At 52.6% G+C, this 24852-nt stretch carries 26 protein-coding genes, 1 tRNA gene and 3 pseudogenes; 19 read left to right on the top strand and 11 right to left on the bottom strand.

What is annotated here, in order from left to right:
- The first annotated feature begins 148 nt into the window (after nt 1–148).
- The 9 genes from NR177_RS16000 (at nt 149) to NR177_RS15960 (ending at nt 7051) form a co-directional block, all read left to right on the top strand.
- Complete coding sequence (locus NR177_RS16000) at nt 149–727, top strand: recombinase family protein (RefSeq protein ID WP_028722820.1); 579 nt, start codon at nt 149–151, stop codon at nt 725–727.
- Nucleotides 728–807: 80 nt separating this feature from the next.
- Nucleotides 808–1977 carry a phage tail sheath protein gene (locus tag NR177_RS15995; RefSeq protein ID WP_256853229.1) on the top strand — a complete coding sequence of 390 codons (1170 nt, stop codon included), beginning with the start codon at nt 808–810 and terminating at the stop codon, nt 1975–1977.
- A gap of 12 nt (nt 1978–1989) precedes the next feature.
- The gene (locus NR177_RS15990; protein ID WP_063881028.1) at nt 1990–2502 is read left to right on the top strand and encodes a phage major tail tube protein; all 513 of its coding nucleotides are present in this window, start codon (nt 1990–1992) and stop codon (nt 2500–2502) included.
- 53 nt (nt 2503–2555) lie between these two features.
- On the top strand, nt 2556–2852 hold the full coding sequence (locus tag NR177_RS15985; protein ID WP_109716888.1) for a phage tail assembly protein: 297 nt from the start codon (nt 2556–2558) through the stop codon (nt 2850–2852).
- A gap of 32 nt (nt 2853–2884) precedes the next feature.
- Nucleotides 2885–3007, top strand: coding sequence for a GpE family phage tail protein (locus tag NR177_RS15980; protein ID WP_063881026.1), 123 nt, complete (start codon nt 2885–2887; stop codon nt 3005–3007).
- Nucleotides 3000–5087, top strand: a complete 2088-nt coding sequence (locus NR177_RS15975) for a phage tail tape measure protein (RefSeq protein WP_256853228.1) — start codon at nt 3000–3002, stop codon at nt 5085–5087. Before NR177_RS15980 ends, NR177_RS15975 begins: the two co-directional genes overlap by 8 nt.
- Before the next feature lie 6 nt (nt 5088–5093).
- On the top strand, nt 5094–5597 hold the full coding sequence (locus NR177_RS15970; protein WP_096011892.1) for a phage tail protein: 504 nt from the start codon (nt 5094–5096) through the stop codon (nt 5595–5597).
- Between the two features lies 1 nt (nt 5598).
- The gene (locus NR177_RS15965; protein ID WP_256853227.1) at nt 5599–6756 is read left to right on the top strand and encodes a contractile injection system protein, VgrG/Pvc8 family; all 1158 of its coding nucleotides are present in this window, start codon (nt 5599–5601) and stop codon (nt 6754–6756) included.
- Between the two features lie 73 nt (nt 6757–6829).
- Complete coding sequence (locus NR177_RS15960) at nt 6830–7051, top strand: ogr/Delta-like zinc finger family protein (RefSeq protein ID WP_063881022.1); 222 nt, start codon at nt 6830–6832, stop codon at nt 7049–7051.
- Here NR177_RS15960 and NR177_RS15955 read toward each other — a convergent pair.
- Nucleotides 7034–7432, bottom strand: a complete 399-nt coding sequence (locus NR177_RS15955; protein ID WP_256853226.1) for a hypothetical protein — start codon at nt 7430–7432, stop codon at nt 7034–7036. The two genes, NR177_RS15960 and NR177_RS15955, sit on opposite strands and share 18 nt — an antisense overlap.
- Nucleotides 7433–7475: 43 nt before the next feature.
- Nucleotides 7476–8006, bottom strand: a complete 531-nt coding sequence (locus NR177_RS15950; RefSeq protein ID WP_256853225.1) for a hypothetical protein — start codon at nt 8004–8006, stop codon at nt 7476–7478.
- A gap of 137 nt (nt 8007–8143) precedes the next feature.
- Between NR177_RS15950 and NR177_RS15945 the strand changes: the two genes are divergently transcribed.
- The 4 genes and pseudogenes from NR177_RS15945 to NR177_RS24030 form a co-directional block, all read left to right on the top strand.
- Entirely contained in the window at nt 8144–8335 is a 192-nt protein-coding gene (locus NR177_RS15945) for a toxin-antitoxin system HicB family antitoxin (RefSeq protein WP_096011888.1), read from the top strand.
- A gap of 544 nt (nt 8336–8879) precedes the next feature.
- A pseudogene (locus NR177_RS24035) lies at nt 8880–9173 on the top strand (DUF1493 family protein); the annotation flags it as partial.
- Nucleotides 9174–10193: 1020 nt separating this feature from the next.
- Nucleotides 10194–10427, top strand: coding sequence for a hypothetical protein (locus tag NR177_RS15935; protein ID WP_256853224.1), 234 nt, complete (start codon nt 10194–10196; stop codon nt 10425–10427).
- Between the two features lie 125 nt (nt 10428–10552).
- Nucleotides 10553–10663 (top strand): annotated as a pseudogene (locus tag NR177_RS24030) (tail fiber assembly protein); the annotation flags it as partial.
- 12 nt (nt 10664–10675) lie between these two features.
- Here NR177_RS24030 and NR177_RS15930 read toward each other — a convergent pair.
- Together NR177_RS15930 and NR177_RS15925 are read right to left on the bottom strand one after the other, a co-directional pair.
- The gene (locus NR177_RS15930) at nt 10676–11116 is read right to left on the bottom strand and encodes a hypothetical protein (protein ID WP_256853223.1); all 441 of its coding nucleotides are present in this window, start codon (nt 11114–11116) and stop codon (nt 10676–10678) included.
- Between the two features lie 22 nt (nt 11117–11138).
- Nucleotides 11139–11804, bottom strand: a complete 666-nt coding sequence (locus tag NR177_RS15925) for a hypothetical protein (protein ID WP_256853222.1) — start codon at nt 11802–11804, stop codon at nt 11139–11141.
- Nucleotides 11805–11949: 145 nt separating this feature from the next.
- Between NR177_RS15925 and NR177_RS15920 the strand changes: the two are divergent.
- Nucleotides 11950–12377: pseudogene (locus tag NR177_RS15920) on the top strand (phage tail protein); the annotation flags it as partial.
- Nucleotides 12378–12626: 249 nt separating this feature from the next.
- Here NR177_RS15920 and NR177_RS15915 read toward each other — a convergent pair.
- Nucleotides 12627–12702, bottom strand: a tRNA-Ile gene (locus tag NR177_RS15915).
- A 308-nt stretch (nt 12703–13010) separates the two neighbouring features.
- Here NR177_RS15915 and mug point away from each other — a divergent pair.
- On the top strand, nt 13011–13526 hold the full coding sequence (gene mug / locus NR177_RS15910; protein WP_063880980.1) for a G/U mismatch-specific DNA glycosylase: 516 nt from the start codon (nt 13011–13013) through the stop codon (nt 13524–13526).
- A gap of 70 nt (nt 13527–13596) precedes the next feature.
- Here mug and rpoD read toward each other — a convergent pair whose 3' ends face one another.
- The 3 genes from rpoD to rpsU form a co-directional block, all read right to left on the bottom strand.
- Nucleotides 13597–15441, bottom strand: coding sequence for an RNA polymerase sigma factor RpoD (gene rpoD, locus NR177_RS15905; RefSeq protein WP_063880979.1), 1845 nt, complete (start codon nt 15439–15441; stop codon nt 13597–13599).
- 307 nt (nt 15442–15748) lie between these two features.
- Nucleotides 15749–17494 (bottom strand): DNA primase, encoded by a 1746-nt coding sequence (dnaG, locus tag NR177_RS15900; protein WP_109716898.1) that lies wholly within the window; start codon nt 17492–17494, stop codon nt 15749–15751.
- 116 nt (nt 17495–17610) lie between these two features.
- Nucleotides 17611–17826, bottom strand: a complete 216-nt coding sequence (gene rpsU, locus NR177_RS15895; protein ID WP_001144069.1) for a 30S ribosomal protein S21 — start codon at nt 17824–17826, stop codon at nt 17611–17613.
- Between the two features lie 278 nt (nt 17827–18104).
- Here rpsU and tsaD point away from each other — a divergent pair, with 278 nt between their 5' ends.
- Entirely contained in the window at nt 18105–19118 is a 1014-nt protein-coding gene (gene tsaD, locus NR177_RS15890; RefSeq protein WP_256853221.1) for a tRNA (adenosine(37)-N6)-threonylcarbamoyltransferase complex transferase subunit TsaD, read from the top strand.
- A gap of 36 nt (nt 19119–19154) precedes the next feature.
- On the opposite strand, the gene plsY is transcribed toward tsaD, so the two are convergent.
- A complete protein-coding gene (gene plsY / locus NR177_RS15885; protein WP_063880976.1) occupies nt 19155–19754 on the bottom strand; it encodes a glycerol-3-phosphate 1-O-acyltransferase PlsY in 600 nt (199 codons plus the stop codon).
- Between the two features lie 108 nt (nt 19755–19862).
- Here plsY and folB point away from each other — a divergent pair, with 108 nt between their 5' ends.
- Nucleotides 19863–20222: a bifunctional dihydroneopterin aldolase/7,8-dihydroneopterin epimerase gene (gene folB / locus NR177_RS15880; RefSeq protein WP_063880975.1), complete on the top strand. Its 360-nt coding sequence runs from the start codon at nt 19863–19865 to the stop codon at nt 20220–20222.
- 193 nt (nt 20223–20415) lie between these two features.
- Nucleotides 20416–21234, top strand: coding sequence for an undecaprenyl-diphosphate phosphatase (bacA, locus tag NR177_RS15875; RefSeq protein ID WP_063880974.1), 819 nt, complete (start codon nt 20416–20418; stop codon nt 21232–21234).
- 32 nt (nt 21235–21266) lie between these two features.
- On the opposite strand, the gene NR177_RS15870 is transcribed toward bacA, so the two are convergent.
- Nucleotides 21267–22484, bottom strand: a complete 1218-nt coding sequence (locus NR177_RS15870) for a multifunctional CCA addition/repair protein (protein ID WP_256853220.1) — start codon at nt 22482–22484, stop codon at nt 21267–21269.
- Between the two features lie 157 nt (nt 22485–22641).
- Nucleotides 22642–23262 (bottom strand): TIGR04211 family SH3 domain-containing protein, encoded by a 621-nt coding sequence (locus NR177_RS15865; protein WP_063880972.1) that lies wholly within the window; start codon nt 23260–23262, stop codon nt 22642–22644.
- Nucleotides 23263–23527: 265 nt separating this feature from the next.
- On the opposite strand from NR177_RS15865, the gene NR177_RS15860 reads away from it, so the two are divergent.
- Nucleotides 23528–24838, top strand: coding sequence for an inorganic triphosphatase (locus NR177_RS15860; protein ID WP_256853219.1), 1311 nt, complete (start codon nt 23528–23530; stop codon nt 24836–24838).
- Nucleotides 24839–24852: the final 14 nt, after the last annotated feature.

Here is a 24852-nt window from a genome sequence, read left to right as displayed (position 1 = left end):
GTTCACCGTGCCAGGTAGGGAAAATATTTGTTGGCTTATAAAACGCCCCGAAAACCGTTCCGTCAAACCGAGGTTTTGATGAAACAAACCCCTGGCCCGCCTCACCTGCACAATGGCAAACTCCTCACCTTTTACCGGAGGAAAAACGATGCTGATTGGCTATGTCAGGGTGTCAACAAATGACCAAAACACCGATTTGCAACGGAATGCGCTGCAGAGCGCAAATTGTGAACAGATTTTTGAGGATAAAATCAGCGGCAAGACCAGTGAACGGCCTGGTTTAAAACGGGCGCTTCGGACGTTAAAAGAGGGCGATACTTTGGTGGTGTGGAAGCTTGATCGACTGGGCCGCAGCATGCGTCACCTGGTCATGCTCACCGAAGAGCTGCGCGAACGCGGGGTAAACTTTCGTAGCCTCACGGACAGTATCGATACCAGCACACCGATGGGCCGCTTTTTCTTCCATGTGATGGGCGCACTGGCGGAGATGGAGCGCGAATTGATTGTCGAGCGAACGCGTGCCGGGCTGACCGCAGCGCGTGAAAAAGGGCGGATTGGTGGCCGGCGGCGCATTATGACACCGGAAGTCGTTGCCAGAGCGGAACGCATGATGGCGAATGGCGCCACGCTTCATCAGGTTGCGCTGGTATTAGATGTCTCACCCAAAACGATTTATCGTTATATTCCAGCGCCAAAACAGCACCATTTACGCGGTTCTTCTTACTGAACGATCAGCAAACCGCAATCGAATGCATCCTTCCCACTGACCTGACAATCTGAGCACACCCTCAACACGGAGTGCTACAGATGTCTGATTTTCATCACGGTGTCCGCGTCGTCGAAGTCAATGACGGTACACGCACCATTTCAACAGTTTCAACCGCCATTGTTGGCATGATCTGCACCGCAGAAGATGCTGATGCAACGGCGTTTCCTCTTAACACACCTGTCCTGCTGACAAACGTGCAGGCAGCCGTCGGTAAAGCCGGTACAAAAGGCACTTTAGCGGCAGCGCTGCAGGCGATTGCTGACCAGGCGAAGCCGGTTACTGTCGTGGTTCGCGTTGCAGAAGGCGCGAGCCAGGCTGAAACCACCTCTAACCTGATTGGCTCGACGGATGCGAACGGTAAATACACCGGCATGAAGGCGCTGCTGAGCGCGCAAACGCAACTGGGTGTCAAACCCCGCATTCTCGGCGTCCCAGGTCTGGACTCGCTGGAAGTGGCAACAGCGCTGGCCAGCATTGCCCAGCAGCTGCGTGGCTTTGCCTACGTGTCTGCCTGGAACAGCAAAACCATCTCGGATGCCATGAAGTATCGCGAAAACTTCAGCCAGCGCGAGCTGATGGTGATCTGGCCAGACTTTATTGCCTGGAACACCGCCACGAACAAATCTGAAATGGCTTATGCCACCGCACGTGCACTGGGCCTGCGCGCCAAAATTGACAACGACACCGGCTGGCATAAAACCCTGTCTAACGTGGGCGTCAATGGCGTAACTGGTATCTCCGCAGACGTTTTCTGGGACCTGCAACAGACCGGCACCGATGCCGATCTGCTGAACGAAAAATGTGTGACCACGCTGATTCGCAAAGATGGTTTCCGTTTCTGGGGCAACCGTACCTGTAGCGACGATCCACTTTTTGCCTTTGAAAACTACACCCGCACGGCACAGGTGCTGGCCGATACCATGGCCGAAGCGCACATGTGGGCCAACGACAAACCGCTGACGCCGGTGCTGGTGCGCGAAATCATCGCTGGCATCAATGCCAAGTTCCGCGAGCTGGTCAGTGCTGGTTATCTGCTGGGCGCAAACTGCTGGTACGACGACAGCGCGAACGATAAAGAGACCCTGAAGGCGGGCAAACTCTTTATCGATTACGACTACACACCGGTGCCGCCGCTGGAAGATCTGACCCTGCGTCAGCGCATCACCGACACCTATCTGGCGAACTTCGCCGCATCCGTAAACAGCTAAGGAGCCGGATAAATGGCACTGCCACGTAAACTTAAGGGGTTAAACCTCTTCAATGATTCAAACAGCTACCAGGGCATCGTCACCGCCGTGACGCTGCCGAAGCTGTCACGCAAGCTGGATACCTACCGCGCTGGCGGTATGAACGGTGCGGCGTTCATCGATAACGGCCTGGACGATGCCGCACTCGATATGGAGTGGACGCTGGGCGGGATGGATGAGCTGGTGTTAAGCCAGTGGGGCGCAACCGCCAACGTACCGCTGCGTTTCACCGGTTCTTACCAGCGCGATGACACCGGCGAAGAAATTGCCGTGGAAATCGAAGTGCGCGGTAAGCACCAGGCCTTTGATTTCGGTGAAGCCAAACAGGGCGAAAACGCTGAGACCAAAGTCACCAGCAAAAACACCTATTTCAAACTGACCTGGAATGGCAAAGAGCTGATCGAAGTCGACACCGTCAACATGGTGGAGAAGGTCAACGGCGTCGATCGCCTGGAACAGCGTCGTAAAAATCTCGGCCTGGTGTAATAAAAAAGGCCGGCGCGTCCTGCGCTGGCCCTCTTTATCCTGATGGAGAAAAAATGGAACAGCTTGATAAACCAGAACTGAAAGAAAACCTGGTGGTGCTGGAAAGCCCGATTTCACGTGGTGATGTGGTGATCAGCCAGGTTGAGCTGGTGAAACCAACGGCAGGATCGCTGCGTGGCGTGCGACTGGCAGACCTGGCCTCGTCTGATGTGGATGCCCTGTTAATGGTGCTGCCCCGTATCACCCTGCCATCGCTGACCAAAGCGGAGTGCAACGCGCTCGATCCGGTGGACCTGATTGCCCTGGGCGGCAAGGTGATTGGTTTTTTGTCAGCGAAATCGGCTGGGTAAGCTGGCCCCGCGATCTAACGGTCAATGACCTGATGGCCGACATTGCCAGCGTTTTTCACTGGCCACCCTCAGAAATGTATCTCATGTCGCTGGAAGAGTTACTCGACTGGCGGCATAAAGTGATGATCCGCAGTGGAGTAACCTCTGATGAGTAACACGCTCAAGCTGCAAGTGCTGCTGGAGGCGGTTGATCGGGCCACGCGCCCGTTCAATGCCGTGCGTAAAGAAACAGAAAGGCTGTCTGCGGATATCCAGGAAACGCAAGACCGTCTGGCAGAACTTAACGCCAAATCCGCGCAGATTGAAGGGTTCCGTGATACCCGAAAAGAACTGACGCTGACCCAACAAAATCTTAAAAACACCCGGGCAGAAGCGGCAGCACTCGCCATTGAACTGAAAAACACCAAGAACCCCACCGTTGAACAAGCACAGGCGCTGGAGAAACTGCGCCTGTCTGCCAACGCGTTACAACAAAAGAACATTCAGCTGCGCCAGTCGGTGCAGGATCAGCGCCAGTCGCTGAATGACGCCGGGATTTCCACGCGTCGTCTGAGCAGCGAGCGCCAGAAGCTGAACCAACAAACAGAGCGGACCCAATCCACCCTTGATGCGCAGGGCGAGTCGATGGGGTTGCTGAATCAGCGCCAGGATAAGCTCAATCGTACCCGGGATCGTTACCGCGCCGGCATGGCGCTGGCGGATAACGTGCAAGGTGCCAGCAACAAGGCCAAAGACTTCGTCGAGAAGGGCCGCAAGGTTATCGATTATCTGTCACCTGCGGATGCGAATAACGGTAAGGATCAGGCGGCATCCCTGTCTGTTAATCCGAACAACAGCGGTGCGCAACCGGATATCGCTGAGCTGAACAAGGCGATGGCCAGCATCGGCCCGGTGGCGAAACAAGCCGGCGTCAGTGTCGGTCAGGCGTCGGCGATGATCGGCGTGCTGGCCGAAAACGGCATGACGGGCAGCGCTGCGGGCGCAGGCGTCGGTGCCATGTTGTCGCACGTGCAGGCACCTGATGACAATGCAGACAGCGCGCTGAAAGCGTTGAATGTTGTTACCGCAGACGGCGAGGGCAACAGTCAGCCGATTTTCACGGTGCTCAGCCAGGTGCAGACGGCATTTGAGAAAAACAAAATCGATGCAGCCCAGCAGGCAACCTATCTGCAGGCCATCTTTGGCGAACAGGGCGCGGCTCCTGCCGCTGTGCTCATGAAAGGTGCCGCCAGTGGGCGCCTGGATCAGCTGTCTCAGGCGCCGGCGGCTCAGCAGCCGGTTGATGCCTCCGTTGACACCAACCTGCAAACCATCAGTCAGGACGGCTTATCCGTACAGTCCGTTCTGACCGGCGTGATGAATATTAATCCCCAGCTTTCGGACAGCCTGCTGACGCTGGCGGCCAGTGGACTGACGTTGGTGGACTCGCTCGCCAGCGTGGGGAATATTGTCTGGCCGGTCATTAGCGGGTTGAGCACCATCATGGCGGGCGTTGAACTGCTGGGCGGTGCGTTTGCCATCATCGGTGGCGCGATTACGGCGACGCTGGGCGCAATTACGCTGCCGGTTGTGCTGCTTGGCGCGGCTATCGCGGCGGGCGCGATGCTGGTTTATCAGTACTGGGAGCCGATCAGCGCCTTTATCAGCGGCGTTGCTCAGGGCTTTAGTGCAGCGATGGGGCCGATAAGTGACGCGTTCGCGCCGCTGAAGCCGGTATTTGACTGGTTCAGCAACAAAGTCTCTGAGCTGGGCTCCTGGTTCTCAAAGCTGCTGGAACCGGTGAAGTTTTCTCAACAGGAACTGGCCTCGGCAGGGGAGATGGGACAGCGCTTCGGCAATATGCTGGCGACGGCACTCAAATTACCCGGTGAAGCCCTGAATCAGCTGCGGGGCGGCATTGACTGGGTGCTTGGCAAGCTTGGCATCATCGATGAGAAATCTGACAAGGTGAAAGACAAGCTGCCTCCGCCCAAAATGCGCGATCAGGACGACGAGGATGAGGATAACGCGGATGCCCGTCCGGCCGCATCGCGCGCCAGCCTGAACAGCACGCTCAATCAGCCTTTGCCCTCGGTTAACAATTCAAACGTGGATAACCGGCAGCACACGGTCACCAACAATATCAATGTGACGGGCGATCCTCAGGCGATTGGACAGGCCGTCGCGCAGGCTTCCACGGTATCGCCGTGGTCCACGGCTGATCGCAGCTATAACTCCATGTTTAGTCTGGATTAATTAACCATGATGATGATATTAGGCATGATGCCGTTTGTACGGCAAACCCTGCCCTTCGACAATTTGCAGCATGACATTACCTATCGCTGGGCGAAAAACAGCCGTGTGGGGCGCCGTGAGTCGACTCAGTTTTTGGGCGGCGGCGACGATAAAATCAAGCTGTCTGGCGAACTCCGGCCTGAAATCACCGGCGGCAATGTCACCCTGTTGGCGCTGAAGACCATGGCCGATGAAGGGCTGGCGTGGCCGCTGATTGGTGGCAATGGCATTATTTACGGCATGTTTGTTGTGACGGATTTCTCGGCTACGCACACGGAGTTCTACAGCGACGGCAGCGCGCGCAAGATAGGCTTTACCCTCAACCTGCTGCGGGTAGACGATTCACTAACCAGTATGTTCGGGGACTTAAAAAGGCAGGCGGAAGAATTGCAAAACCGGGCCAGCGACGCAGCGCAACGGGTCGGCTCTGTCATCAGCAGCGCCACCTCTGCGCTGAACGGAGGGCGCTGAGATGAGCGATATCGCCCCGATTCCCGTGCCCCTGCGCGTTGCGCCTACGCCGGACTTTAGTATCAAAATTGAGACGAAGGATAAAACGGAAGATATTCGTCCACGGCTGATTTCTCTGAAGTTGACGGATAACCGTGGTCTGGAGGTCGATCAGCTGGACCTGGTGCTGGACGACAGTGACGGCCAGTTGGTCATGCCGCCCTTTGGCGCGAAAGTGGTCTTAGAGATAGGCTGGAAGGGGCAGCCGCTTGCAAATAAAGGCTCCTACATCATTGATCAGGTCACCTACCAGGGCGCGCCGGACATGATAACGGTGGTCGCCCGAAGCGCCGATTTTAGCGGTTCGCTCGATGTTAAAATCACTGATTCATATCCGGACATGACAGTTGGCGAGGTTGTGGAGAAAATCGCGAAACGTAACGGACTTACCTCCGACGTGCGGCCGGAGATAGCCAAAAAAAAGATTAAGCATATCGATCAGACGCAGGAAACGGACGGCACGTTCATTACCCGGCTGGCTATGCTGGTTGGCGCTGTGGCGGCGATAAAAGATAAGACGCTGCTGTTCTTTGCCCCCGGGCAGGGCGTGACCGTGAGCGGAAAGCCGATTCCACTCCTGAATCTGAACCGACAGGATGGCGATAAGTATGAGTACAAATTGTTTAAGCGCGACGATTACAGTGGCGTTGAAGCAAAATGGTACGATCAGAAAAAAGCGCAGCAGAAAGGGGTAACCGTCAACACGATACCGCCAGCAACACCGGCGGTGAACCCTGTCCATCCGGCGGCCAAAAATATCCCCACTATCGGGCAACAAGATCCGGGAAAAACCTATGTTTTTGGCAGCAATAAGAAGCTGTTCGTACTGAATACGCACTTCAGTAGCCAGGGGGAAGCAGAGGAGGCGGCTAAAGCGAAGTGGCAGGAACTGCAACGTAACCGGGCTACGTTGAAGATCCTACTCGCGCTGGGTGCTGCTGAGCTGATTCCTGAAACACCGGTCAAAGCCCAGGGCTTTAAATCGGTCATCGATAATCAAAAATGGCTGATTACCAATATCGTGCATACCCTCGATAAAAGTGGATTTACCACCCAGTTGAACCTGGAGCTGATGATTGAAAACGTGGATTACGTCTTAGTGGAAAAACAGGCTGGTTAGATTTAATCTAATTTAAGTTGCTTTTTGTTTAGTCTTTGGCTAATGTTGCACTATGCCAGAGAGGAGAACGACTATGATGCATTGCCCAAAATGTCAGACCGCCGCCCATACGAAAAGCAGTCGCTACGTTTCGAAAGAGACGAAAGAACGTTATCACCAGTGCCAGAACATTAACTGCAGCTGTACCTTTAAAACCCTGGAGAGCGTGTCCGGGATTATCGTCGAACCGGCGCAGATCAATACGGTGCCGGTGATGGCGAAAGGGAGCGATAACCCGTCACCGCAGCTGCTGTAAGCCCAACCCGCGAAAGCGGGTTTTTTTATGGATGCGGATTGGATGGGATGGCTGACAGACGTGGCTGAAGGCCAGCGCGCCGTTGACGTTTAAGGGGGCGACAGCGCCCTCTGGGAGTGCTGTTAATAACTGTACGGCGGGGAGGGCGCGGGCCCTTGGAGTGCTGTTAATAACTGTACGGCGGGGAGGGCACGCGGGCCCTTGGGGGACGTTGGCAATAACTGTACGGGAATGAAAAGATTTCAGGAATGGCAGCACGACAAAATATATTTTCAGTGAATGAAGATGAATCGTGGTGGTATTTTCGGCAGAAGAAAACTCAGGGTTATAAAGCATTTTGGCACTGAGAGTGAGTCCACAGTGAGATTTTAAATTTTGCATGCGAATTCCCTTCTTCCCTGCGGAAGAAGGGAAGGGGCCAAAATCAGTGAACGATATGTGTAAATTTGCTCTCAATCATCACCAGCCCCAACTCTGTTTGCACAAAGCGCGGTGCGGTTAAGTCATCAGTCATGATGTTAACCATCTGGAATAACAAGCCGGTGATATGTTTTTGCAAGTCTGCCGGAGCCTGCTGATTCAGCAATACTAACGTTAACGCGCTGCAATATTGCCGCATCTCTTCTGAGTCTATCGAATCCCTGCTGCGACAGGCTTTGTCGTCACCTTTCTCCAGCGTGAGGCGTTTAATCAGGTGTTCTGGCAGTGGTTTGTCTAACAGAACTTTCAAGACTTCCAGTGCAGCGAGCAGACGACCGCACAGCGCCATGCGATCTGCAATATCATTACATTCAACCAAGGCATCGACATAGCGCACGCACGTATCCAGCACCTGAAAGAGATCGTGCGTGGTGCCGAGCGGCGTTTTCAAGAGGTTTGAGATCGCAGATTCGATAACTGGCTGAATGTCCACGATTTGATGATGGGCGGTTGTGTTACTATCGGTGTTAGCCATAGCGTTGTTCCTTAAGAGTGAACGTTGTGGTCAGACGCTCCGGTATGTGTTGCTGCACTGCCGGGGCGTTGCTCTTATAAAAGGCCTCGTGTTAGTGTGGTCTTTTATAAGGCTAAAATGAGGGAGTAGGTAGCCACATGTCAATAATAATGCGTGAAAAAAAACCAAAAGGTGGAGGCAAGTCTCCACAATTTAAAATGCGCATTGATCCCGCCTTGAAAAAACAGCTCGATGCTGTTGCAACTGAAGAAGGAATTAGTTTAGCAAGCTGGTTGAAAAACCTGGCGAGGGAGGCGTTAAAGGCAAGGGGAATTGAGCCGAAGGGATAAATTTGTGCGTGAAATGTTGAGTTGATTATATGTGTGATAAATGAAAAAAAGCTAAATTTCGCTATTATGAAGTTTTTAATGTGGCCATTACAAGTTTGATAAAATAGCTGAGGCTTTGATGGAGTTGTGAGTAAATGAAGCTTTTCGTTGTATGGTTACTGCAATCTTTTTTCTATCTTGTACCGATTATAGTCAGTGTTGTTGGTGCTTATTTTATTGTGCGATTCGTTCCATTTTACCCAATGGGGTTTGTGGTTGCCTGGGTCGGTATCGTTGCTTATTTTTATATAAGATATAGTAAGTGGGTTTAACTTCAATCGTATAATATTCTTCATGGCGATTTTCAAAAACACCATGAAATTTCAATAGTTATCTGTAATATGATGTTCAGTGAATCGAGCCTTATCCATATTGACTTGCTCAAACTAAATAATCAGGATATAAGATCCTTATAAATGAATGAGCAATCTAAGCTGTATGCTTACAGGATTAGCTATGAGATAACATTCAAATACAATAAGATTGCCTGAAAGAAGAACGGATTATGATAATGGACGAGACAGAAAAAGCAGTATTCGATCTTGTTGAAACCTACAATGGTCGCAGCATATTTACCTTTAAGCGGTATCCGCTCAAACATAATACCGATCTTAATGAAGATTTTCGAATGGACCCGTTAGATGCCTGTGATTTACTGGAAGAATTCACGGAGAAATTTTCAATTAACCCAGATGAAATCAATTTCACTCGCTATTTTCCCGAAGATAATGGCAAAGCAGAAAAGGCGTTGACCATTCAATTACTGATTGACTCGGCACGAGCAGGTCACTGGACGGATGAAGAAAAATCAAAAACAGAAAATACCTTACCCTCAAACTCAGACAGGAAAATAATGAAAAAGGGAACAAACAAGACGATTTATATTTTAGCAGTCATTATATGTTTTCTGATTCTTCCGGAAATAGTGGTTCGTACACTAACCCCTGAACAGCTCGTCAGACTCAGCGATTTCACAAGTCTGGGCGGGATTTTTAGCCACCTCTTTTCGTTAATGATTTTTCTCGGTATAGCATCGATGTTGCTGGGTATTGCCGCTATCTATCTGGCAAAAAAAATCTACCGATATTTAGTCAGATTAAAAAAATAACAGATCCGCTATGTGTACTTCACGCTTTACGAATGTACTCAGAGCATAACTGTGGTAAAGCTGAAAACGTTGAGCGAAAGCAATCCAGGAGAGCTACAGGATCTATGGACCTGTTTTACAGTGGTTGGTCTGCGCAAACTTATTGGGTCAACGTGAGAATAGTAAAGCGTGCCATTCTTAGCCTAACAGGAGGAGTAACAGGAGCGTAGCCATCATGAGCCATGTTTTTCTCCGATGTGCGGATTTAGCCTGAGACATAATCCCGGTATTATCTTTAACCAGGTTGGCCCTTTTTATCATTTTCACTGATTTTCGTGGTGGGATACATCACCAATACATAAGCCCCCATTCCGCAGATTAGTACAGCGAGAGGTCCTACGATCCGCATGACACCTTCATTCATAAAGCCTGTATAGAACATACCAAATACAGTTGCTGTCAAAACCAGTGTTCCCACTATCTCGGAAACAAATTTGAATGACAGTTTAAAGATTCTCGATAGCACGTAATAACGCCTCCGTTCTGTTGGGCTCTTTCCGCAACATTCTTCCATTTCTATCAGGTGCTTCAAAGGTTCTTCAAAAAGGAAGTAGAGTATATCGTAATTATGTATACGTAGCTTCTGCCACAGTGTCGTCACGCTGAAAATCGACCCGTCCGTGGTGCTGGCACGCGGCAGGCCGTGGATAACGCGGTAACTGAGGTAAAGGCGTGTACCGACAAGGCGCAGGCGCACATGTTGCCGCCGATAATTCCCATAAGCAGTACCTGCAAACGGCCAACGCGCTGGTGGAAATCAAAGACGCGGGACTGGTTGCCGACGCCCTTAAAAATTTCAGCCTGTATGATGCCGGTAAGCATGGCGTTTCAGTAGCGGCAGATATGACGGCGGGCGGGGATAAGCTGTCGAGCGTTGATGCCGTTATGCGTCTTTTCAATAAGTGAGCCTTTGCGGGCAACGACTATATCTGCGTTCCCGACGAGACATGGCGGACGCTGTGTTATTGCCAGGCGCCAGGAAAATCGCTACGGAGAGCGAGAAAGCGGTGCTGGAGTAACAGAGAACCTACCGCGTGAAGCTGAACCGCATCGAGATCTCAGCAGCACCGAATGTCAGCTGGCCGGAAAAGCCTGAACAGAAAAATCCCCGTTACAGCGGGGACTATCAGGAAAAATTTTAGAGGCGGGAAGGCTTAATTTTGCCATTCAATCATCTCATCCAGCCGTTTTAAAATATCGGGGAAGTAGCTCTCGTTGATGCCGAAATCGCCTTTAACCTGAACGCTGTCAGCATGTGCTTCAGGACGAAGGTCATATTCAATCATTACACCATCGTCGCCGATTACTTTCCTGATTATCATATTCAGTTGATGGCACTGGCTTTGAAACTCGAAAGGCTTTATTTCACGTTGAGCAATTAAAGCGTGATGGTGCGCTGCAAATTGCTCACGCAGTGCCAGTAGCTCGCTTACCGTAAATTCAGTTTGAAACTGTGCTTTCAGGCCAGGAACAGAAAACTCAACAAAAGATTTTATCCAGTCCCAACGATGATGTTCGGGGTCAATGTCGTTATCGACCACTCTTTCAAAAGGAGAAACCGCAAACGTAAATTTCTCATCTTTAATATCAAACATTTATGCGTTCCTGTCGGTTTTTTTAAAAATACATAAAGTGGGTGATTGTCCAGTCGGACTCTCTTACCACAACTTCCAGTGTGTATTTTTTATACTCAGTAGTGGCCTTTTTACGATAAAGTTTGTACATCTCAATTTCGTATCTGTACAGGCCTTTAACGTTCCGGGGATCGGCAGTTCGCTTACCGTAACGAATAGCTTTTTCCTGAATATGTAAAGGAACGTACCGACCTGTTTCATACATGTGCTTAGCAGCCGTTTCGGTCATTTTCAGGTTGCGTGCAGATAAGCCGAGTTTAAATCGGGCGCGCAAAAATGAAATAGTTCCCTGGCCCAGCTTTGCTGTAATGGCCGTTCGCGTACCCGCTTCAAATAAAGCACGACCAGTGCGGAGGATGCGGAAAACACCAAAAGCAATCAGCGCAATATCAGTTGGATCGAACAAAGGTGTTTCAAGCGGTGCCTCTTCGAGCCGGACAAAATGGCCCTGTGCATCATAAATTTGCCAGAGACCGGGAGCCTGAGCCACGGTGTAGCCGATACATATACCGCTTGTTTCATCGAGCACCGGCTGAGCATTGCGTGGTAGATGTTGTGGCCGAAGCTCAAAAAATTCGCCGGGGGGCAATCTTGACTCAAAAGTGTAATACCGTCCAGGTTCCTGTCTTTCTGCTCTTCCTGAGATCATTCTCGTTCCCTCTTTTTGATGATGGCTGTTAATAGTGCCACAGGAAGACAAAACGATCATTCCACGGTAAATGCCCGCTCATCCTTCAACAAAACCCAATTACATACACGGCATCGCCTGACCTGACACGCTGTGAGTGCATCAGATGTCTGATTACCATCACGATGTTCGCGTCGTCGAAATCAACAACCTCACGAGCACCATTTCCACCGTCTCTAACGCGATTGTCGGGCTGGTCTGTAACGCCGAGGACGTCGACGCTACATAGTTTCCGCTGAATACGCCGGTATTATTAACTGACGTGTAGGGCGGTATCGCCAAAGCCGGGACGAAAGGCACGCAGGGAGGCGATTGCCGACCATGTCAAACCGGTTACGGTCTTGGTGCGCGTGACCGAAGCGGAAACCATCTCGAATATCATCGGAACCACCGACGAAAACGGCCAGTACACCGGTATGAAAGCCCCGTTAAGCGCGCAGACGCAGCTCGACGTTAAGGCCGCGTATTCTCGGCGTGCTGGGCCTCGACTCGCTGGAAGTGGCGACCGCGCTCGCCAGCATCGCGCAGCAGCTGGACCTTAAAAACGCACGAAAGCATAGCGGGGATGATCGTCTCACCGGGCCAGACTAATATGGTGCCGATTTTTACGCTCAACAACAGACAGTCATCATTGCTTCACTGATAGCCCGTGAAAGCGGTTTTTTTTGGTACCTGCGTTCAAAAGGGCGAAAAAAGTCATGCGGTACTTTTGTGACACTGGCCTAAAGAAACAAAAATCCACCTTTGTGAGATGCTTAACTAAATGATTTTAATCACTAAATCTGGTGGCCCCTGCTGGGTTTGAACCAGCGACCAAGCGATTATGAGTCGCCTGCTCTAACCACTGAGCTAAGGGGCCAATGGAGCGGGGATTATAAAGTATCTGTCCGGGGCAATCCAGCGTTGATCGGCTGGTTGCTGAAATAAGCAGCAATGTTTTACTTGCTGATAACTATGATAAAACAGACAAAAACCTCTGGCTGACAGGCGGCGGCATAACCGGCACTGTTATCCTTAATTGTCTTTCCCTGCTTAACAGTGAAAAAAGCCAACCCAAACCACGACGCTGCCCGCCAAATGCGCTTTAATCAGTGACAAGACGATGACAAACAAGGACCCTTTGCGTGAGCGACAGTGAGGCGCGCAGGCGCAAAGCCAGGAGGCAACATGAGCGAACACAATATTAGCGATATCATTGCATCAGATCTGAACGTGCTGTTTTGCGGCATCAATCCCGGTCAGTCGACGGCGCATACCGGCTATCACTTTGCCCATCCCGGCAACCGCTTCTGGAAGGTGATTCATCTGGCAGGGTTTACCGAGCAGCAGCTGAAGCCGGAAGAGGAGCAGCGCTTACTGGAAACCGGCTGCGGCATCACGATGCTGGTCGAGCGGCCCACCATCCAGGCGAATGAACTGGCCAGTGATGAGCTGCGTGATGGCGGTCAGCGGCTGATGGATAAGGTGCTGCGTTATCAGCCTGCTGCGTTGGCTATCCTGGGCAAAGATGCCTTTAAACGCGCGTTTCGTCAGAGCAAGGTGGAATGGGGCGAGCAGCCGATCTACATGGGGAAAACCCAGGTTTGGGTGTTGCCGAATCCGAGTGGGTTAAATCGTGCATCGCTGGAAGAGATCGTGGCGATGTATCGTCAGATGTACGATGCGCTGAAGACACGAGGCTGAAGCTAACGCGTGAAAAGTGGGGCAGGGCGGCAGAAATAAAAAACCCCGGCGAACCGGGGTTTTAACTGACTTAATCGTCGAGGAAGCTGCGCAGCACTTCCGAGCGGCTCGGATGGCGCAGTTTACGCAGGGCTTTCGCTTCAATCTGACGGATACGCTCACGGGTAACGTCAAACTGTTTGCCCACTTCTTCTAACGTGTGGTCGGTGTTCATATCGATACCGAAACGCATGCGCAGCACTTTGGCTTCACGCGCGGTCAGGCCAGCCAGCACATCGTGGGTAGCAGAACGCAGGCTCTCAGAGGTGGCAGAGTCCAGCGGCAGCTCCAGCGTGGTGTCTTCGATAAAATCACCCAGATGTGAATCTTCATCATCACCAATCGGCGTCTCCATAGAGATGGGCTCTTTGGCAATCTTCAGCACCTTGCGGATCTTATCTTCTGGCATCAGCATGCGCTCAGCCAGTTCTTCTGGCGTTGGCTCACGGCCCATCTCTTGCAGCATCTGGCGCGAGATACGGTTGAGTTTGTTGATGGTCTCAATCATATGCACCGGAATACGGATGGTACGCGCCTGGTCAGCGATAGAACGGGTGATAGCCTGACGAATCCACCATGTAGCATAAGTTGAGAACTTATAGCCGCGACGGTATTCAAACTTATCAACCGCTTTCATCAGGCCGATGTTACCTTCCTGAATCAGATCGAGGAACTGCAAACCACGGTTGGTGTATTTCTTCGCGATGGAAATCACCAGACGCAGGTTCGCTTCGACCATCTCTTTCTTGGCACGACGCGCTTTCGCTTCACCAATCGACATACGACGGTTGATGTCTTTAACCTGCTCGATGGTCAGGCCGGTTTCTTCTTCAATCTGCGCCAGTTTCTGCAGAGAGCGCATCACATCATCCTGCACGTCCAGCAGTTTTTCAGACCAGGGCTTGTTCATCGCCAGTGCGGCTTTGAACCAGCTCTCGTTAGTCTCGTTACCGGTGAACAGCGTAATGAAGTTTTTCTTAGGCATTTTGCACACTTCAATACACAGCTTCATGATCAAACGTTCCTGAGTACGGACGCGTTCCATCATTTCACGCATGTTGTTCACCAGGTAGTCGAACTGCTTCGGTACCAGGCGGAACTGCTTAAAGACGTCAGACAGGTTCTGGATCTCGGCAACAGAAGCAGCGTGGCTGCGTCCTTTGCTTTTGATCACATCACGGGTGGTTTCGTACTGGGTGCGCAGGTCAGAGAACTTCTCGCGTGCCAGTTCGGGATCGATAGAGTTATCGTCATCCGAGCTGTCATCATCGCTCTCTTCATCTTCTTCATCGTCGTTATTACGATCGGCTTCAGACAGCTCAGAACCGACGTGCGTTGCGGTCGGTGCCAGGTCTTCTTCTGCGTTAGGATCAACAAAGCCAGTGATTAAATCTGACAGGCGCGACTCACCTGCTTCAACGCGATCGTACTGATCCAGCAGGTAGGTAATGGCTTCCGGATATTCAGCGACGGAGCACTGAACCTGGTTGATACCGTCTTCAATACGCTTGGCAATGTCGATTTCGCCTTCGCGGGTCAGCAGTTCAACGGTACCCATTTCACGCATATACATGCGAACCGGGTCAGTGGTGCGGCCAATTTCAGATTCAACGCTGGATAATACCTGAGCGGCAGCTTCCGCGGCATCTTCGTCAGTATCGGAGCTGTTTTCATTCAGCATCAGATCGTCGGCGTCCGGGGCTTCTTCAACCACCTGGATGCCCATGTCGTTAATCATCTGGATGATGTCTTCGATCTGATCGGAGTCGACGATATCTTCCGGCAGATGGTCATTGACCTCAGCATAGGTCAGATAGCCTTGCTCCTTACCACGGGTGACAAGAAGCTTGAGCTGTGACTGCGGGTTTTGCTCCATAAGACGGTATCCACACTTCTGTTAATTAGATTGGTGTCGGTCGGCAGCGTGCCAACAATAGCAGTGAAGGCCTTTATTCTTGCCGCTGCCTTCGTCGCGGCCTGGGCTTTGCCCATTAGTAATCGGCACTTAAGCCGCAAATTTTATGTCGGGCCTGGCTTACTCGCCATGTTTGTCTCTGGACGTGCCCATCATCCTCACGTACTTCAGTACGCTAAGGTAACGGCACAGAAACAAAACGTGCTTCGCCCATCAAATTTTTAAGCCTGCCGCTTCGGTTACAGGAAGCAGCAGGCCGGATAATGCATCATTTCTTCGCGAAGGCCTGGCTCAGTGTCCAGAGTTCGCGGCGCTCGTCGCTACTCAGCCCGTGCGTGCGTTCACGCGCAATCAGGAACTCCAGTCGTTCTTCCAGTGCCGAGTCATAAATGCTCGCAAGGGAGTCCTGAAATACCGCTTCGCTTTCCTCATCCACTATCATGTGGTTCCAAACGGCCAGTGTTTCAAGCGTCTGGCTAAAATTTGTTCCGCGATATAACTCTAGTAGCTGACCTGTGGTCAATCCAGGATTCTCGTTACAACGCGTCACTAATTCGATAAATAGCGGTAAACCGGCCATTTTCGACTCGGCAAGCCCATCCAGAGACGGCACCAGTGTTGCCAACTGCGGATTCTGGATCAGCAGCGCCACTAATACACGCATCGTGGTGCGTTTGAGTGGCGGGGCCACCGGTGCGCTTCCGCCCGGTGCCTGCTTTGGCATCAGCTTTTCAAGCTGAGAGTCATCCAGAATACCTAATTTGTTACCCAGCTCCTGACGCAGATAAATGCGCAGTGTTTCACCGGGAATCTGTGTGATCAACGGCAGCGCCAACGTACTTAAACGTGCTTTGCCGTCGCGAGAGCTCAAATCTACCTGAGGTAGCAGGCTGTCAAAAAGAAACGAAGAGAGCGGCATCGCCTGCTCCATCCTCGCCTCAAATGCGGCTTTACCCTCCTGGCGAACCAGCGTATCCGGGTCTTCGCCGTCGGGTAGAAACATAAAGCGTAGTTGACGACCGTCATTCATGTAAGGCAATGCTGTTTCAAGTGCACGCCATGCGGCTTCACGTCCGGCACGATCGCCGTCATAACAGCAAATCACGTTGTCCGTACTGCGAAACAGCAGTTGAATATGTTCAGCCGTCGTGGATGTCCCCAGCGATGCCACCGCGTAATCCACGCCGAACTGCGCCAGGGCAACCACATCCATATAACCTTCAACCACCAACAAGCGTTTAGGCTCAGGATGATTTTTTAACGCTTCATACAGACCGTAAAGTTGACGGCCTTTATGAAAAACAGGCGTTTCAGGTGAGTTCAGATACTTAGGCGTATCATTACCCAGCACGCGGCCGCCAAAGCCGATGACGCGGCCTCGCTTATCGCGAATCGGAAACATCACGCGCTCGCGAAAGCGGTCATAAACCCGGCCTTTGTCATTACTGACCAGCATGCCTGCTTCCATCAACGACTCGCGATCTTCAGGCTGTTTGCCAAAGCGTTTCAGGACGTTGTCCCAACCGGCGGGCGCATAGCCAATCGCAAAATGGTTGATGATGTCGGCGCTCAGACCGCGATGCTCAAGATAATCGCGAGCTGACTGGGCGCTGGATTGCTGCAAACTCTGCTGATAAAACCCGTTCAGGTTTTCCATCAGTTGGTACAGGCTCTGGCGCTGATGGCGTTCCATCTGGCTTGGCCCGTTGCCGGCTTCGTAAGGTACGTCTAAACCATGGGATGTGGCTAACTCTTCGATGCTCTCAACAAACTCAAGCCGATCATAGTTCATCAGAAAATCGATGGCGTTACCGTGAGCGCCGCATCCAAAGCAGTGATAAAACTGCTTTTCGCCATTTACGGTGAAAGAGGGCGTTTTCTCATTATGAAAAGGACAGCACGCGTGATAATTTTTTCCCTGCTTTTTCAGCTTAACGCGAGCATCGATTAACTCCACGATGTCCGTGCGGGCAAGTAAGTCATTGATAAATACGCGTGGAATTCGTCCTGCCATAAGCCCCGTTTTTTCAGCTCATAAACGACAACAAGCCGCGCTTCCTTTCGGAAAGCACGGCCTTTTACTTGACTCGGTCTGCGTTTATCACGCTGTGGAGGCGAACCTCCGGGAAATTAGTACAGACGAGTGCGGCGTGCGTTTTCGCGAGCCAATTTTTTGGCATGACGCTTAACTGCAGATGCTTTAGCGCGCTTACGTTCGGTCGTTGGTTTTTCATAAAATTCACGACGACGAACTTCAGCTAAAACGCCTGCTTTCTCGCAGGAACGCTTAAAGCGACGCAGTGCTACGTCAAATGGCTCGTTTTCACGTACTTTAATTACCGGCATGTAACTCTCACCTCAATAAAATTCGGTTTTGCTGCTGACTGCGGCGTCAGCACATTTCAAAATGGTGCAGCATTTTACTCCAACTCGCGTCGGCTTGTAAAGCACCATGGATAATTTAGAACCAACAGGAGCGATTGCCTGTGCGGCTGCCGGTTTTTTCCAGGGGCGGAAGTATAGCGCACTCTTTAGGCAGCGGAAAATGACTTTTTGCGTGGATGGGGTCCTCTTTTCACACAAGGGCTATGCTAAACTGCGCGCCGCAAGAATGAGGTGAAGCCATGCGAATTCTGGGTATTGAAACATCGTGCGATGAAACCGGCATCGCAATTTATGATGACGAGGCTGGCCTGGTGGCCAACCAGCTATACAGTCAGGTAAAACTGCATGCCGATTACGGCGGTGTAGTGCCGGAACTGGCATCGCGCGATCACGTACGCAAAACGGTGCCCCTGATCCAGGCGGCGCTGAAAGAGGCGGGTTTGCAGCCGCAGCAGATTGATGCGGTGGCGTATACCGCAGGCCCGGGTTTGGTGGGCGCATTACTGGTGGGCGCCACGATTGGGCGCGCGCTGGCCTTTGCATGGAAAGTTCCTGCCGTGCCCGTGCACCATATGGAAGGGCATCTGCTGGCACCGATGCTGGAAGAGAATCCGCCACCGTTTCCGTTTGTGGCATTGCTGGTTTCAGGTGGTCATACCCAGTTAATCAGCGTCACCGGCATTGGCGAATACCAACTGCTGGGCGAGTCGATTGACGACGCGGCAGGTGAAGCCTTTGATAAAACCGCCAAACTGCTGGGGCTGGATTATCCTGGCGGCCCAATGCTGGCGAAAATGGCGCAGCAGGGCACCGCTGGGCGGTTCACGTTTCCGCGTCCGATGACCGATCGTCCTGGGCTGGATTTTAGTTTCTCGGGCCTGAAAACCTTTGCGGCGAATACCATTCGTGGCAATGACGACGACGAGCAAACCCGGGCCGATATCGCGCGGGCGTTTGAAGATGCCGTGGTGGATACGCTGGCGATTAAGTGCAAACGCGCACTGGATCAAACCGGCTTTAAGCGTCTGGTTATTGCGGGCGGCGTCAGTGCAAACCGTACCCTGCGCGAGCAGATGGCCGTGATGATGCAAAAGCGCGGCGGAGAAGTCTTTTATGCCCGACCTGAGTTTTGTACCGATAACGGCGCGATGATTGCTTATGCCGGCATGGTACGCCTTAAAGGCGGTACGCGGGGTGAGCTTGGCGTCAGCGTCAGGCCGCGTTGGCCACTGTCGGAACTGCCCGCCATTTGAAATAAAAAAAAGCCGGTTAGCCGGCTTTTTTTACGCTTAGGGTTTCTTTTTCCGCTTCCAGATTTTGCTTTCCTGACCGCGCCACAGGCGCTGAATATTGTCATGATGACGCAGCAAAATCAGGCAGGAGAGCATAGAAACCGGAAAGGTGAACTGGGGTTTAAACCACCAGACATAAAACGGCGCAATCAGCGCGCTGACAATCGCCCCAAGCGATGAGTAGCCGCTCAGCAGCACGGTCAGCAGCCATGTTCCCGTCATCAGTCCGGTCAGGTCCCAGCCAATCGGGGCGATAGCACCAAAGGCCGTCGCCACACCTTTCCCGCCGCGAAAGCGAAAGAACACCGGGTAGATATGGCCCAGACAGGCGGCAATCGCCGTTAAGCCCAGATAAAGGGGTGAGACATGAAACAGGTACGCCAGCCACACGGGCACCATACCTTTCACAATATCGAACACCAGTACAGACGCAGCCGCCAGCTTGCCGCCAATACGCAGCACGTTGGTTGCGCCCGGGTTGCCTGAACCGTGGGTGCGGGGATCGGGTAAACCGGCAAGTTTGCAGACCAGAATGGCACTGGAAATTGAACCGCACAGATACGCGAAAATAATCATACCAAGCGCGAAAGCACTCATAACACCGTCCCGTTTCCTTTGGGGTCGTTTTGATCACGTCAAGCATGGATAATACGCACAATCTGCCGGAAGTGGTATCCGGCGCGACCAAAAACAGAGAGCATCATCATGGATATCGTCTTTATTGAACAACTCACCGTCTTCACCACCATTGGCGTTTACGACTGGGAGCAGGGAATACAGCAGAAGCTGGTGATCGATGTAGAGATGGCGTGGGATAACCGCCAGGCGGCCGCCAGCGACGATGTGAAAGACTGCCTGAGCTATGCCGACGTCTCCGACGCGATCCTGACGCATCTGACAGGACAGCGTTTTGCCCTGGTCGAGCGCGTAGCGGAAGAAATCGCGGATCTGTTGATGAACCGTTTCAATTCGCCTGGTGTGCGCATCAAGGTAGCAAAACCGGGCGCTGTGGCGCAGGCAGCGCAGGTTGGCGTGCGTATTCAGCGCGGGACTATTCCTAAATAATTATGATGTGATTGCCATCACAATGAAACCAAACCAAATTATTGTCTGTCTCAGGTGCTGCCGTTTCGTTGCGACTGACTAAACGGCAATTGAGCTTAAGGTTTTACTCAGAGTGAAGCAGATAAGATTAAGGCGATAGCGCTGCTGCTAGCGCCTTTTTAATGGTTTTAAAACGGACAGAGGGAATACATTGATGGCAGATCTTCATCAGCTGTGGGTAGCTGCAATCCTGGGCGTGGTCGAAGGGTTAACCGAGTTTTTACCGGTCTCTTCCACCGGGCACATGATTATCGTGGGGCACCTACTGGGCTTTGAGGGCGATAAAGCGGAAACCTTTGAGGTCGTCATTCAGTTAGGTTCCATTCTTGCTGTGGTCGTGATGTTTTGGCGGCGTTTGTTTGGATTAATCGGTATCCACTTTGGTGAAGTCAAACACGAAGGCGTGGGAACGGGTCGCTTAACCCTGATTCATATCCTGTTGGGGATGATCCCCGCAGTGGTGGTCGGGCTGGCGTTGCACGATCAGATTAAAACCTTGTTTAATCCGATTAACGTGATGTATGCGCTGGTGGTCGGCGGCTTACTGCTGCTGGCGGCGGAATTCCTGAAACCCAAACAGCCAAAAGCCGTCGGCGTGGATGATATTACCTATCTTCAGGCGTTTGCGATTGGCTGCTTCCAGTGTCTGGCGCTGTGGCCGGGCTTCTCGCGTTCAGGTGCCACCATTTCAGGTGGGATGCTGATGGGCGTGAGCCGCTATGCCGCATCCGAGTTCTCGTTTATCCTGGCCGTCCCGATGATGATGGGTGCTACCGGGCTGGATCTGTACAAAAGCCTTGGCTTCCTGTCGATGGCCGACTTCCCGATGTTTGCCGTTGGCTTTATCACCGCCTTTGTTGTCGCGCTGCTGGCCATCAAAGTCTTCCTGGAACTGATCAAACGTATCTCTTTCGTGTCGTTTGCCATCTACCGCTTTATCGTGGCGGGCGCGGTCTACATGATTTTCATGTAAGCCATTATGACGCGGCCGGGTGACTGGCCGCGTTAAGCTACGCGTTGTTCGACCGCGGCAATACGCCGTCGCGTTAACTCTTCCCGCACCTCAATGCCTTTAAATCCTGCCTCGACCACCGCCTTAGAGGACACCGCCTGAGCCAGTGCAAACGCACGTCGCAGGTAATCGCCTTGCGGATAAGGCATGCTGGCAAGACCACCGCGTCCGCGGGCATCCGCTTCACTACACAGCGCCAGTTGGTTCACCCGTTCGGGTTTGCGCCAGGCATCAAGACGGTCAAATAACGCAACCAGAGATTCAGCAGGGCGCTGCTCAATGGTATGCATCATGTCGTGAAACTCCGTTACCAGCAGCGCTAAATCACGAATCGCATTGGGCACGCGTAAACGCTGGCACAGTGCGGCGACCAACGGAACGCCCGCCGCGCCGTGTCCATGATGGCTGGGCCATTTCTCCACGGGAGTTAATGCCTTACCGACATCGTGGAACAGCGTCGCAAAACGCACGTCGATAGCGTCTGATAAGGCCGCTGACAGGGTTAAGGCCATCAACGTATGCACCCCGGTATCGATTTCAGGGTGCCATCTGGCGGGAGCGGGGACGCCGTACAGGTTATCTATTTCCGGAAACAGCACCCGTAAGGCACCGCAGTCACGCAGCACCTGGAAGTAGACCTGAGGATTATGCGAAGTGAGCGCTTTTTCCGTTTCTTTCCAGACGCGTTCGGCCGTGAGATCGGCCAGTTCGCCGCTCTCCGCCATTTGTTGCATCAGGGCCTGGGTTTCATCGGCAATGCGGAAGTTGAGATGGGCAAAGCGCGCGGCAAAGCGTGCAACGCGCAGCACGCGCAGGGGATCGTCACTAAAGGCATCGGACACGTGGCGCAGCTGACGGGCAGCGATATCCTGTTGCCCGTGATAGGGATCATAAAGCTCACCCTTCTCATCCTGGGCGATGGCGTTAATCGTCAAATCGCGCCGCTGTAAATCCTGCTCCAGGGTGACGTCCGGTGCCGACCAGGTGGTAAAGCCGGTATAGCCTTTGCCGTTTTTCCGCTCGGTACGTGCCAGCGCGTACTCTTCCCGGCTGTCGGGATGGAGGAACACGGGGAAATCGCGGCCTACCTGCTGATAGCCTTGTTCCAGCATGATTTCTGGCGTCGCGCCAACCACCACCCAGTCTTTGTCTTTAACCGGCAATTTCAACAGCGCATCACGTACCGCGCCGCCAACAAGAAAGGTCTTCACGCACAACTCCAGAGATAAATAAGTGAACTGCGCGTCCGGGGGCTTCCGGCACCTGAATCCAGACGGGCACGAACTCTATTGTTGCACAAATTCGGCATATTGCAGACAGGCCAAAAGGGGCATCTGGCGATCCCCTGATAGCGAGCTGTGATGCAGACTAGTTCATCCAGCGATCGTTTTTCTTCCGGCGCGGCACCATATGCGGCAGCAGCAGACCGAGCAGCAGGCCCACACCGAGCACGCCGCCGCCATACATAAACCACTGCATGATGATCGTGCGCTGCTTGTCATCCAACTGAACGTTGGCGGCGCTGACTTTCTTCTGGGCCACAATCAGTTCGTTTTTAAGTTTCTGATTTTGCTCTTTTAAGCCGTTAATCACGCTGTCGCTGCTGGCGACTTTATTCTGCATTTCTGCCGTGCGCTGGTTCCAGCTGTTATCGATATTCGCTAACTTAGCCGTCAGGTCTTTCACCTGTTGCTCCAGCTGTGGAACCCGGGTGCGCAGGCTGGGGTTTTCACTCAGCTGCGACAGCGGGATCCAGACGGTACGGCCTTCGGCATCGCGCACCTGACCATATTTGGTGGCGTCATTGGTCTGCAGCAACTGGACTTGTTCACCGGCGTTCAGCTTGCCGAGCAGGCGAAACTGATCGCCAGGGCCGCTGCGAACCCAAGTGGATAATTCGTCAGAAACGTAACGTTTTTCATCAGCGTGAGCAGGTGCAAGGGTGCTGAGGGCCAGCAAAGTGATTCCAGTGAGTGTGATTTTTTTCATTAGATTTCGTTTTGCTTAAAATGAAGATAATTTACCGGCACAGTCTGTAGAGGCTTCGCATAAATCTGAATGAGAACTATCCTGGTCTCATGACAGTGCGAAAAGGGTAGCGAAAGCACAAAGAAAGCAGAGACAGCCCGGCTTCTGTGCATTACTCTTCGCCTGAAAACCCCTAACCTTCAGCTCAGTGGATGCAGCAGAAGATAACCTGAAACAGGTAGGGAATATATCCTCAAGTACCAGCGGCGTTAGTGAATAAAAAAATATGACCATCGAGATCGAGCTTAAGTTCATTGCTAAACCAAATGCTGCCGGGAAACTGGCAGAACGGCTGGCGGCATTCCCGCATCAGCATCAGGCTGCCCGTCAGCTGACCAATATCTATTTTGAAACCGACGATAACCAGTTACGTCGATGGAATATGGGATTACGCATTCGTGGCGTGGACCAGCGCTACGAAATGACGCTGAAAACCGCCGGCACCACGCTGGGCGGGCTTCATCAGCGAGGCGAATACAACGTTGAACTGACCGAACCGACGCTGGACATCAGCCGTCTGCCAGCCGACATCTGGCCGGAAGGCACCGACGTTGCGGCATTACAGCAGCGCCTGCAGCCGCTGTTCAGCACCCATTTTGAACGTGAGATCTGGGTGGTCACGGCGGGCAGCAGTGATGTCGAAATTGCCTGCGATCGGGGCGAAGTCACGGCGGGGGAGTTTAGTGAACCCTTGTCAGAGGTTGAGCTTGAGCTAAAAGGCGGCCAGCGTAGCGAGATGCTGACGTTTGCCCGGCAGTTAATTGCCGTTGGCGATCTGCGGATGGGCAGCCTGAGCAAGGCTGCGCGTGGTTATCAGTTAGCGAAAGGCAATCCGCCGCGTGAGTTAAAACCCTTTCCGCTGTTAAAAGCGGGGCCGAAAGCCACGGTGGAAGAGGGCATGGTCGCGGCCATGGCGGCAGGTCTTGACCACTGGCAATATCATGAAGAAGTGTGGCTGCGTGGCAACAAGCGGGCCAGGGAAGCGGTGCGTGAGGCGCTGGATGTGCTGCGTCAGGCATTCGCGCTGTTTGGTGCGTTAGTGCCGCGCAAGGCCAGCAGCGAGCTGCGTCAGAAACTCACTACGCTGGAAGAGACGCTGTTGAACGAGGATGTTGACGCCGACAGCTTCTGTTTTTCTGCCCTCTCTGTGGAAACCCAGTTAGCACTTACTCACTGGTTAGCCGAGTCGCACTGGCGGCAGTGGATTGATGAAAAAGGACAAACCAAGCTGAACGGCTCCTTTAAACGCTTTGGCGATATCATGCTGGGCCGCATCAATGCCGACCTGAAAGAAACCTTCAGCACCATTCACCAGACTAACGAGTATCAGGACAAGGCCACACGTCTGGATCGGCAGTTGCTGGCGGTCCATTTACTGGCGGGCGCCTACTCGCCGGACGCGGTGCACGACTGGCTGGCACCGTGGCAGCAGCTGCAGCGCGCAATCAGGGATCAGCAGCACGCCAGCCTGGATTGGTTAAAGGCCCAGGCCATGAAACAGCCACCATTTTGGCTAACCAGCGGCTCGCCACGCTGAGTCACACCGCACGC

Source organism: Pantoea sp. Fr+CA_20 (assembly GCF_024520835.1).
Taxonomy (GTDB): Bacteria; Pseudomonadota; Gammaproteobacteria; order Enterobacterales; family Enterobacteriaceae; genus Pantoea; species Pantoea allii.
Note: the sequence above shows the minus strand (reverse complement) of the source record. Positions and strands in the feature narration are given on the sequence as shown.

Excerpts from the sequence above, each read along its gene's own strand:
- NR177_RS16000 (WP_028722820.1), top strand. The coding sequence starts at position 149 with ATGCTGATTGGCTATGTCAGGGTGTCAACAAATGACCAAAACACCGAT.
- NR177_RS15995 (WP_256853229.1), top strand. The coding sequence starts at position 808 with ATGTCTGATTTTCATCACGGTGTCCGCGTCGTCGAAGTCAATGACGGT.
- NR177_RS15990 (WP_063881028.1), top strand. The coding sequence starts at position 1,990 with ATGGCACTGCCACGTAAACTTAAGGGGTTAAACCTCTTCAATGATTCA.
- NR177_RS15985 (WP_109716888.1), top strand. The coding sequence starts at position 2,556 with ATGGAACAGCTTGATAAACCAGAACTGAAAGAAAACCTGGTGGTGCTG.
- NR177_RS15980 (WP_063881026.1), top strand. The coding sequence starts at position 2,885 with ATGGCCGACATTGCCAGCGTTTTTCACTGGCCACCCTCAGAAATGTAT.
- NR177_RS15975 (WP_256853228.1), top strand. The coding sequence starts at position 3,000 with ATGAGTAACACGCTCAAGCTGCAAGTGCTGCTGGAGGCGGTTGATCGG.
- NR177_RS15970 (WP_096011892.1), top strand. The coding sequence starts at position 5,094 with ATGATGATGATATTAGGCATGATGCCGTTTGTACGGCAAACCCTGCCC.
- NR177_RS15965 (WP_256853227.1), top strand. The coding sequence starts at position 5,599 with ATGAGCGATATCGCCCCGATTCCCGTGCCCCTGCGCGTTGCGCCTACG.
- NR177_RS15960 (WP_063881022.1), top strand. The coding sequence starts at position 6,830 with ATGATGCATTGCCCAAAATGTCAGACCGCCGCCCATACGAAAAGCAGT.
- NR177_RS15955 (WP_256853226.1), bottom strand. The coding sequence starts at position 7,432 with ATGCAAAATTTAAAATCTCACTGTGGACTCACTCTCAGTGCCAAAATG.
- NR177_RS15950 (WP_256853225.1), bottom strand. The coding sequence starts at position 8,006 with ATGGCTAACACCGATAGTAACACAACCGCCCATCATCAAATCGTGGAC.
- NR177_RS15945 (WP_096011888.1), top strand. The coding sequence starts at position 8,144 with ATGTCAATAATAATGCGTGAAAAAAAACCAAAAGGTGGAGGCAAGTCT.
- NR177_RS15930 (WP_256853223.1), bottom strand. The coding sequence starts at position 11,116 with ATGTTTGATATTAAAGATGAGAAATTTACGTTTGCGGTTTCTCCTTTT.
- NR177_RS15925 (WP_256853222.1), bottom strand. The coding sequence starts at position 11,804 with ATGATCTCAGGAAGAGCAGAAAGACAGGAACCTGGACGGTATTACACT.
- mug (WP_063880980.1), top strand. The coding sequence starts at position 13,011 with ATGAGCGAACACAATATTAGCGATATCATTGCATCAGATCTGAACGTG.
- rpoD (WP_063880979.1), bottom strand. The coding sequence starts at position 15,441 with ATGGAGCAAAACCCGCAGTCACAGCTCAAGCTTCTTGTCACCCGTGGT.
- dnaG (WP_109716898.1), bottom strand. The coding sequence starts at position 17,494 with ATGGCAGGACGAATTCCACGCGTATTTATCAATGACTTACTTGCCCGC.
- rpsU (WP_001144069.1), bottom strand. The coding sequence starts at position 17,826 with ATGCCGGTAATTAAAGTACGTGAAAACGAGCCATTTGACGTAGCACTG.
- tsaD (WP_256853221.1), top strand. The coding sequence starts at position 18,105 with ATGCGAATTCTGGGTATTGAAACATCGTGCGATGAAACCGGCATCGCA.
- plsY (WP_063880976.1), bottom strand. The coding sequence starts at position 19,754 with ATGAGTGCTTTCGCGCTTGGTATGATTATTTTCGCGTATCTGTGCGGT.
- folB (WP_063880975.1), top strand. The coding sequence starts at position 19,863 with ATGGATATCGTCTTTATTGAACAACTCACCGTCTTCACCACCATTGGC.
- bacA (WP_063880974.1), top strand. The coding sequence starts at position 20,416 with ATGGCAGATCTTCATCAGCTGTGGGTAGCTGCAATCCTGGGCGTGGTC.
- NR177_RS15865 (WP_063880972.1), bottom strand. The coding sequence starts at position 23,262 with ATGAAAAAAATCACACTCACTGGAATCACTTTGCTGGCCCTCAGCACC.
- NR177_RS15860 (WP_256853219.1), top strand. The coding sequence starts at position 23,528 with ATGACCATCGAGATCGAGCTTAAGTTCATTGCTAAACCAAATGCTGCC.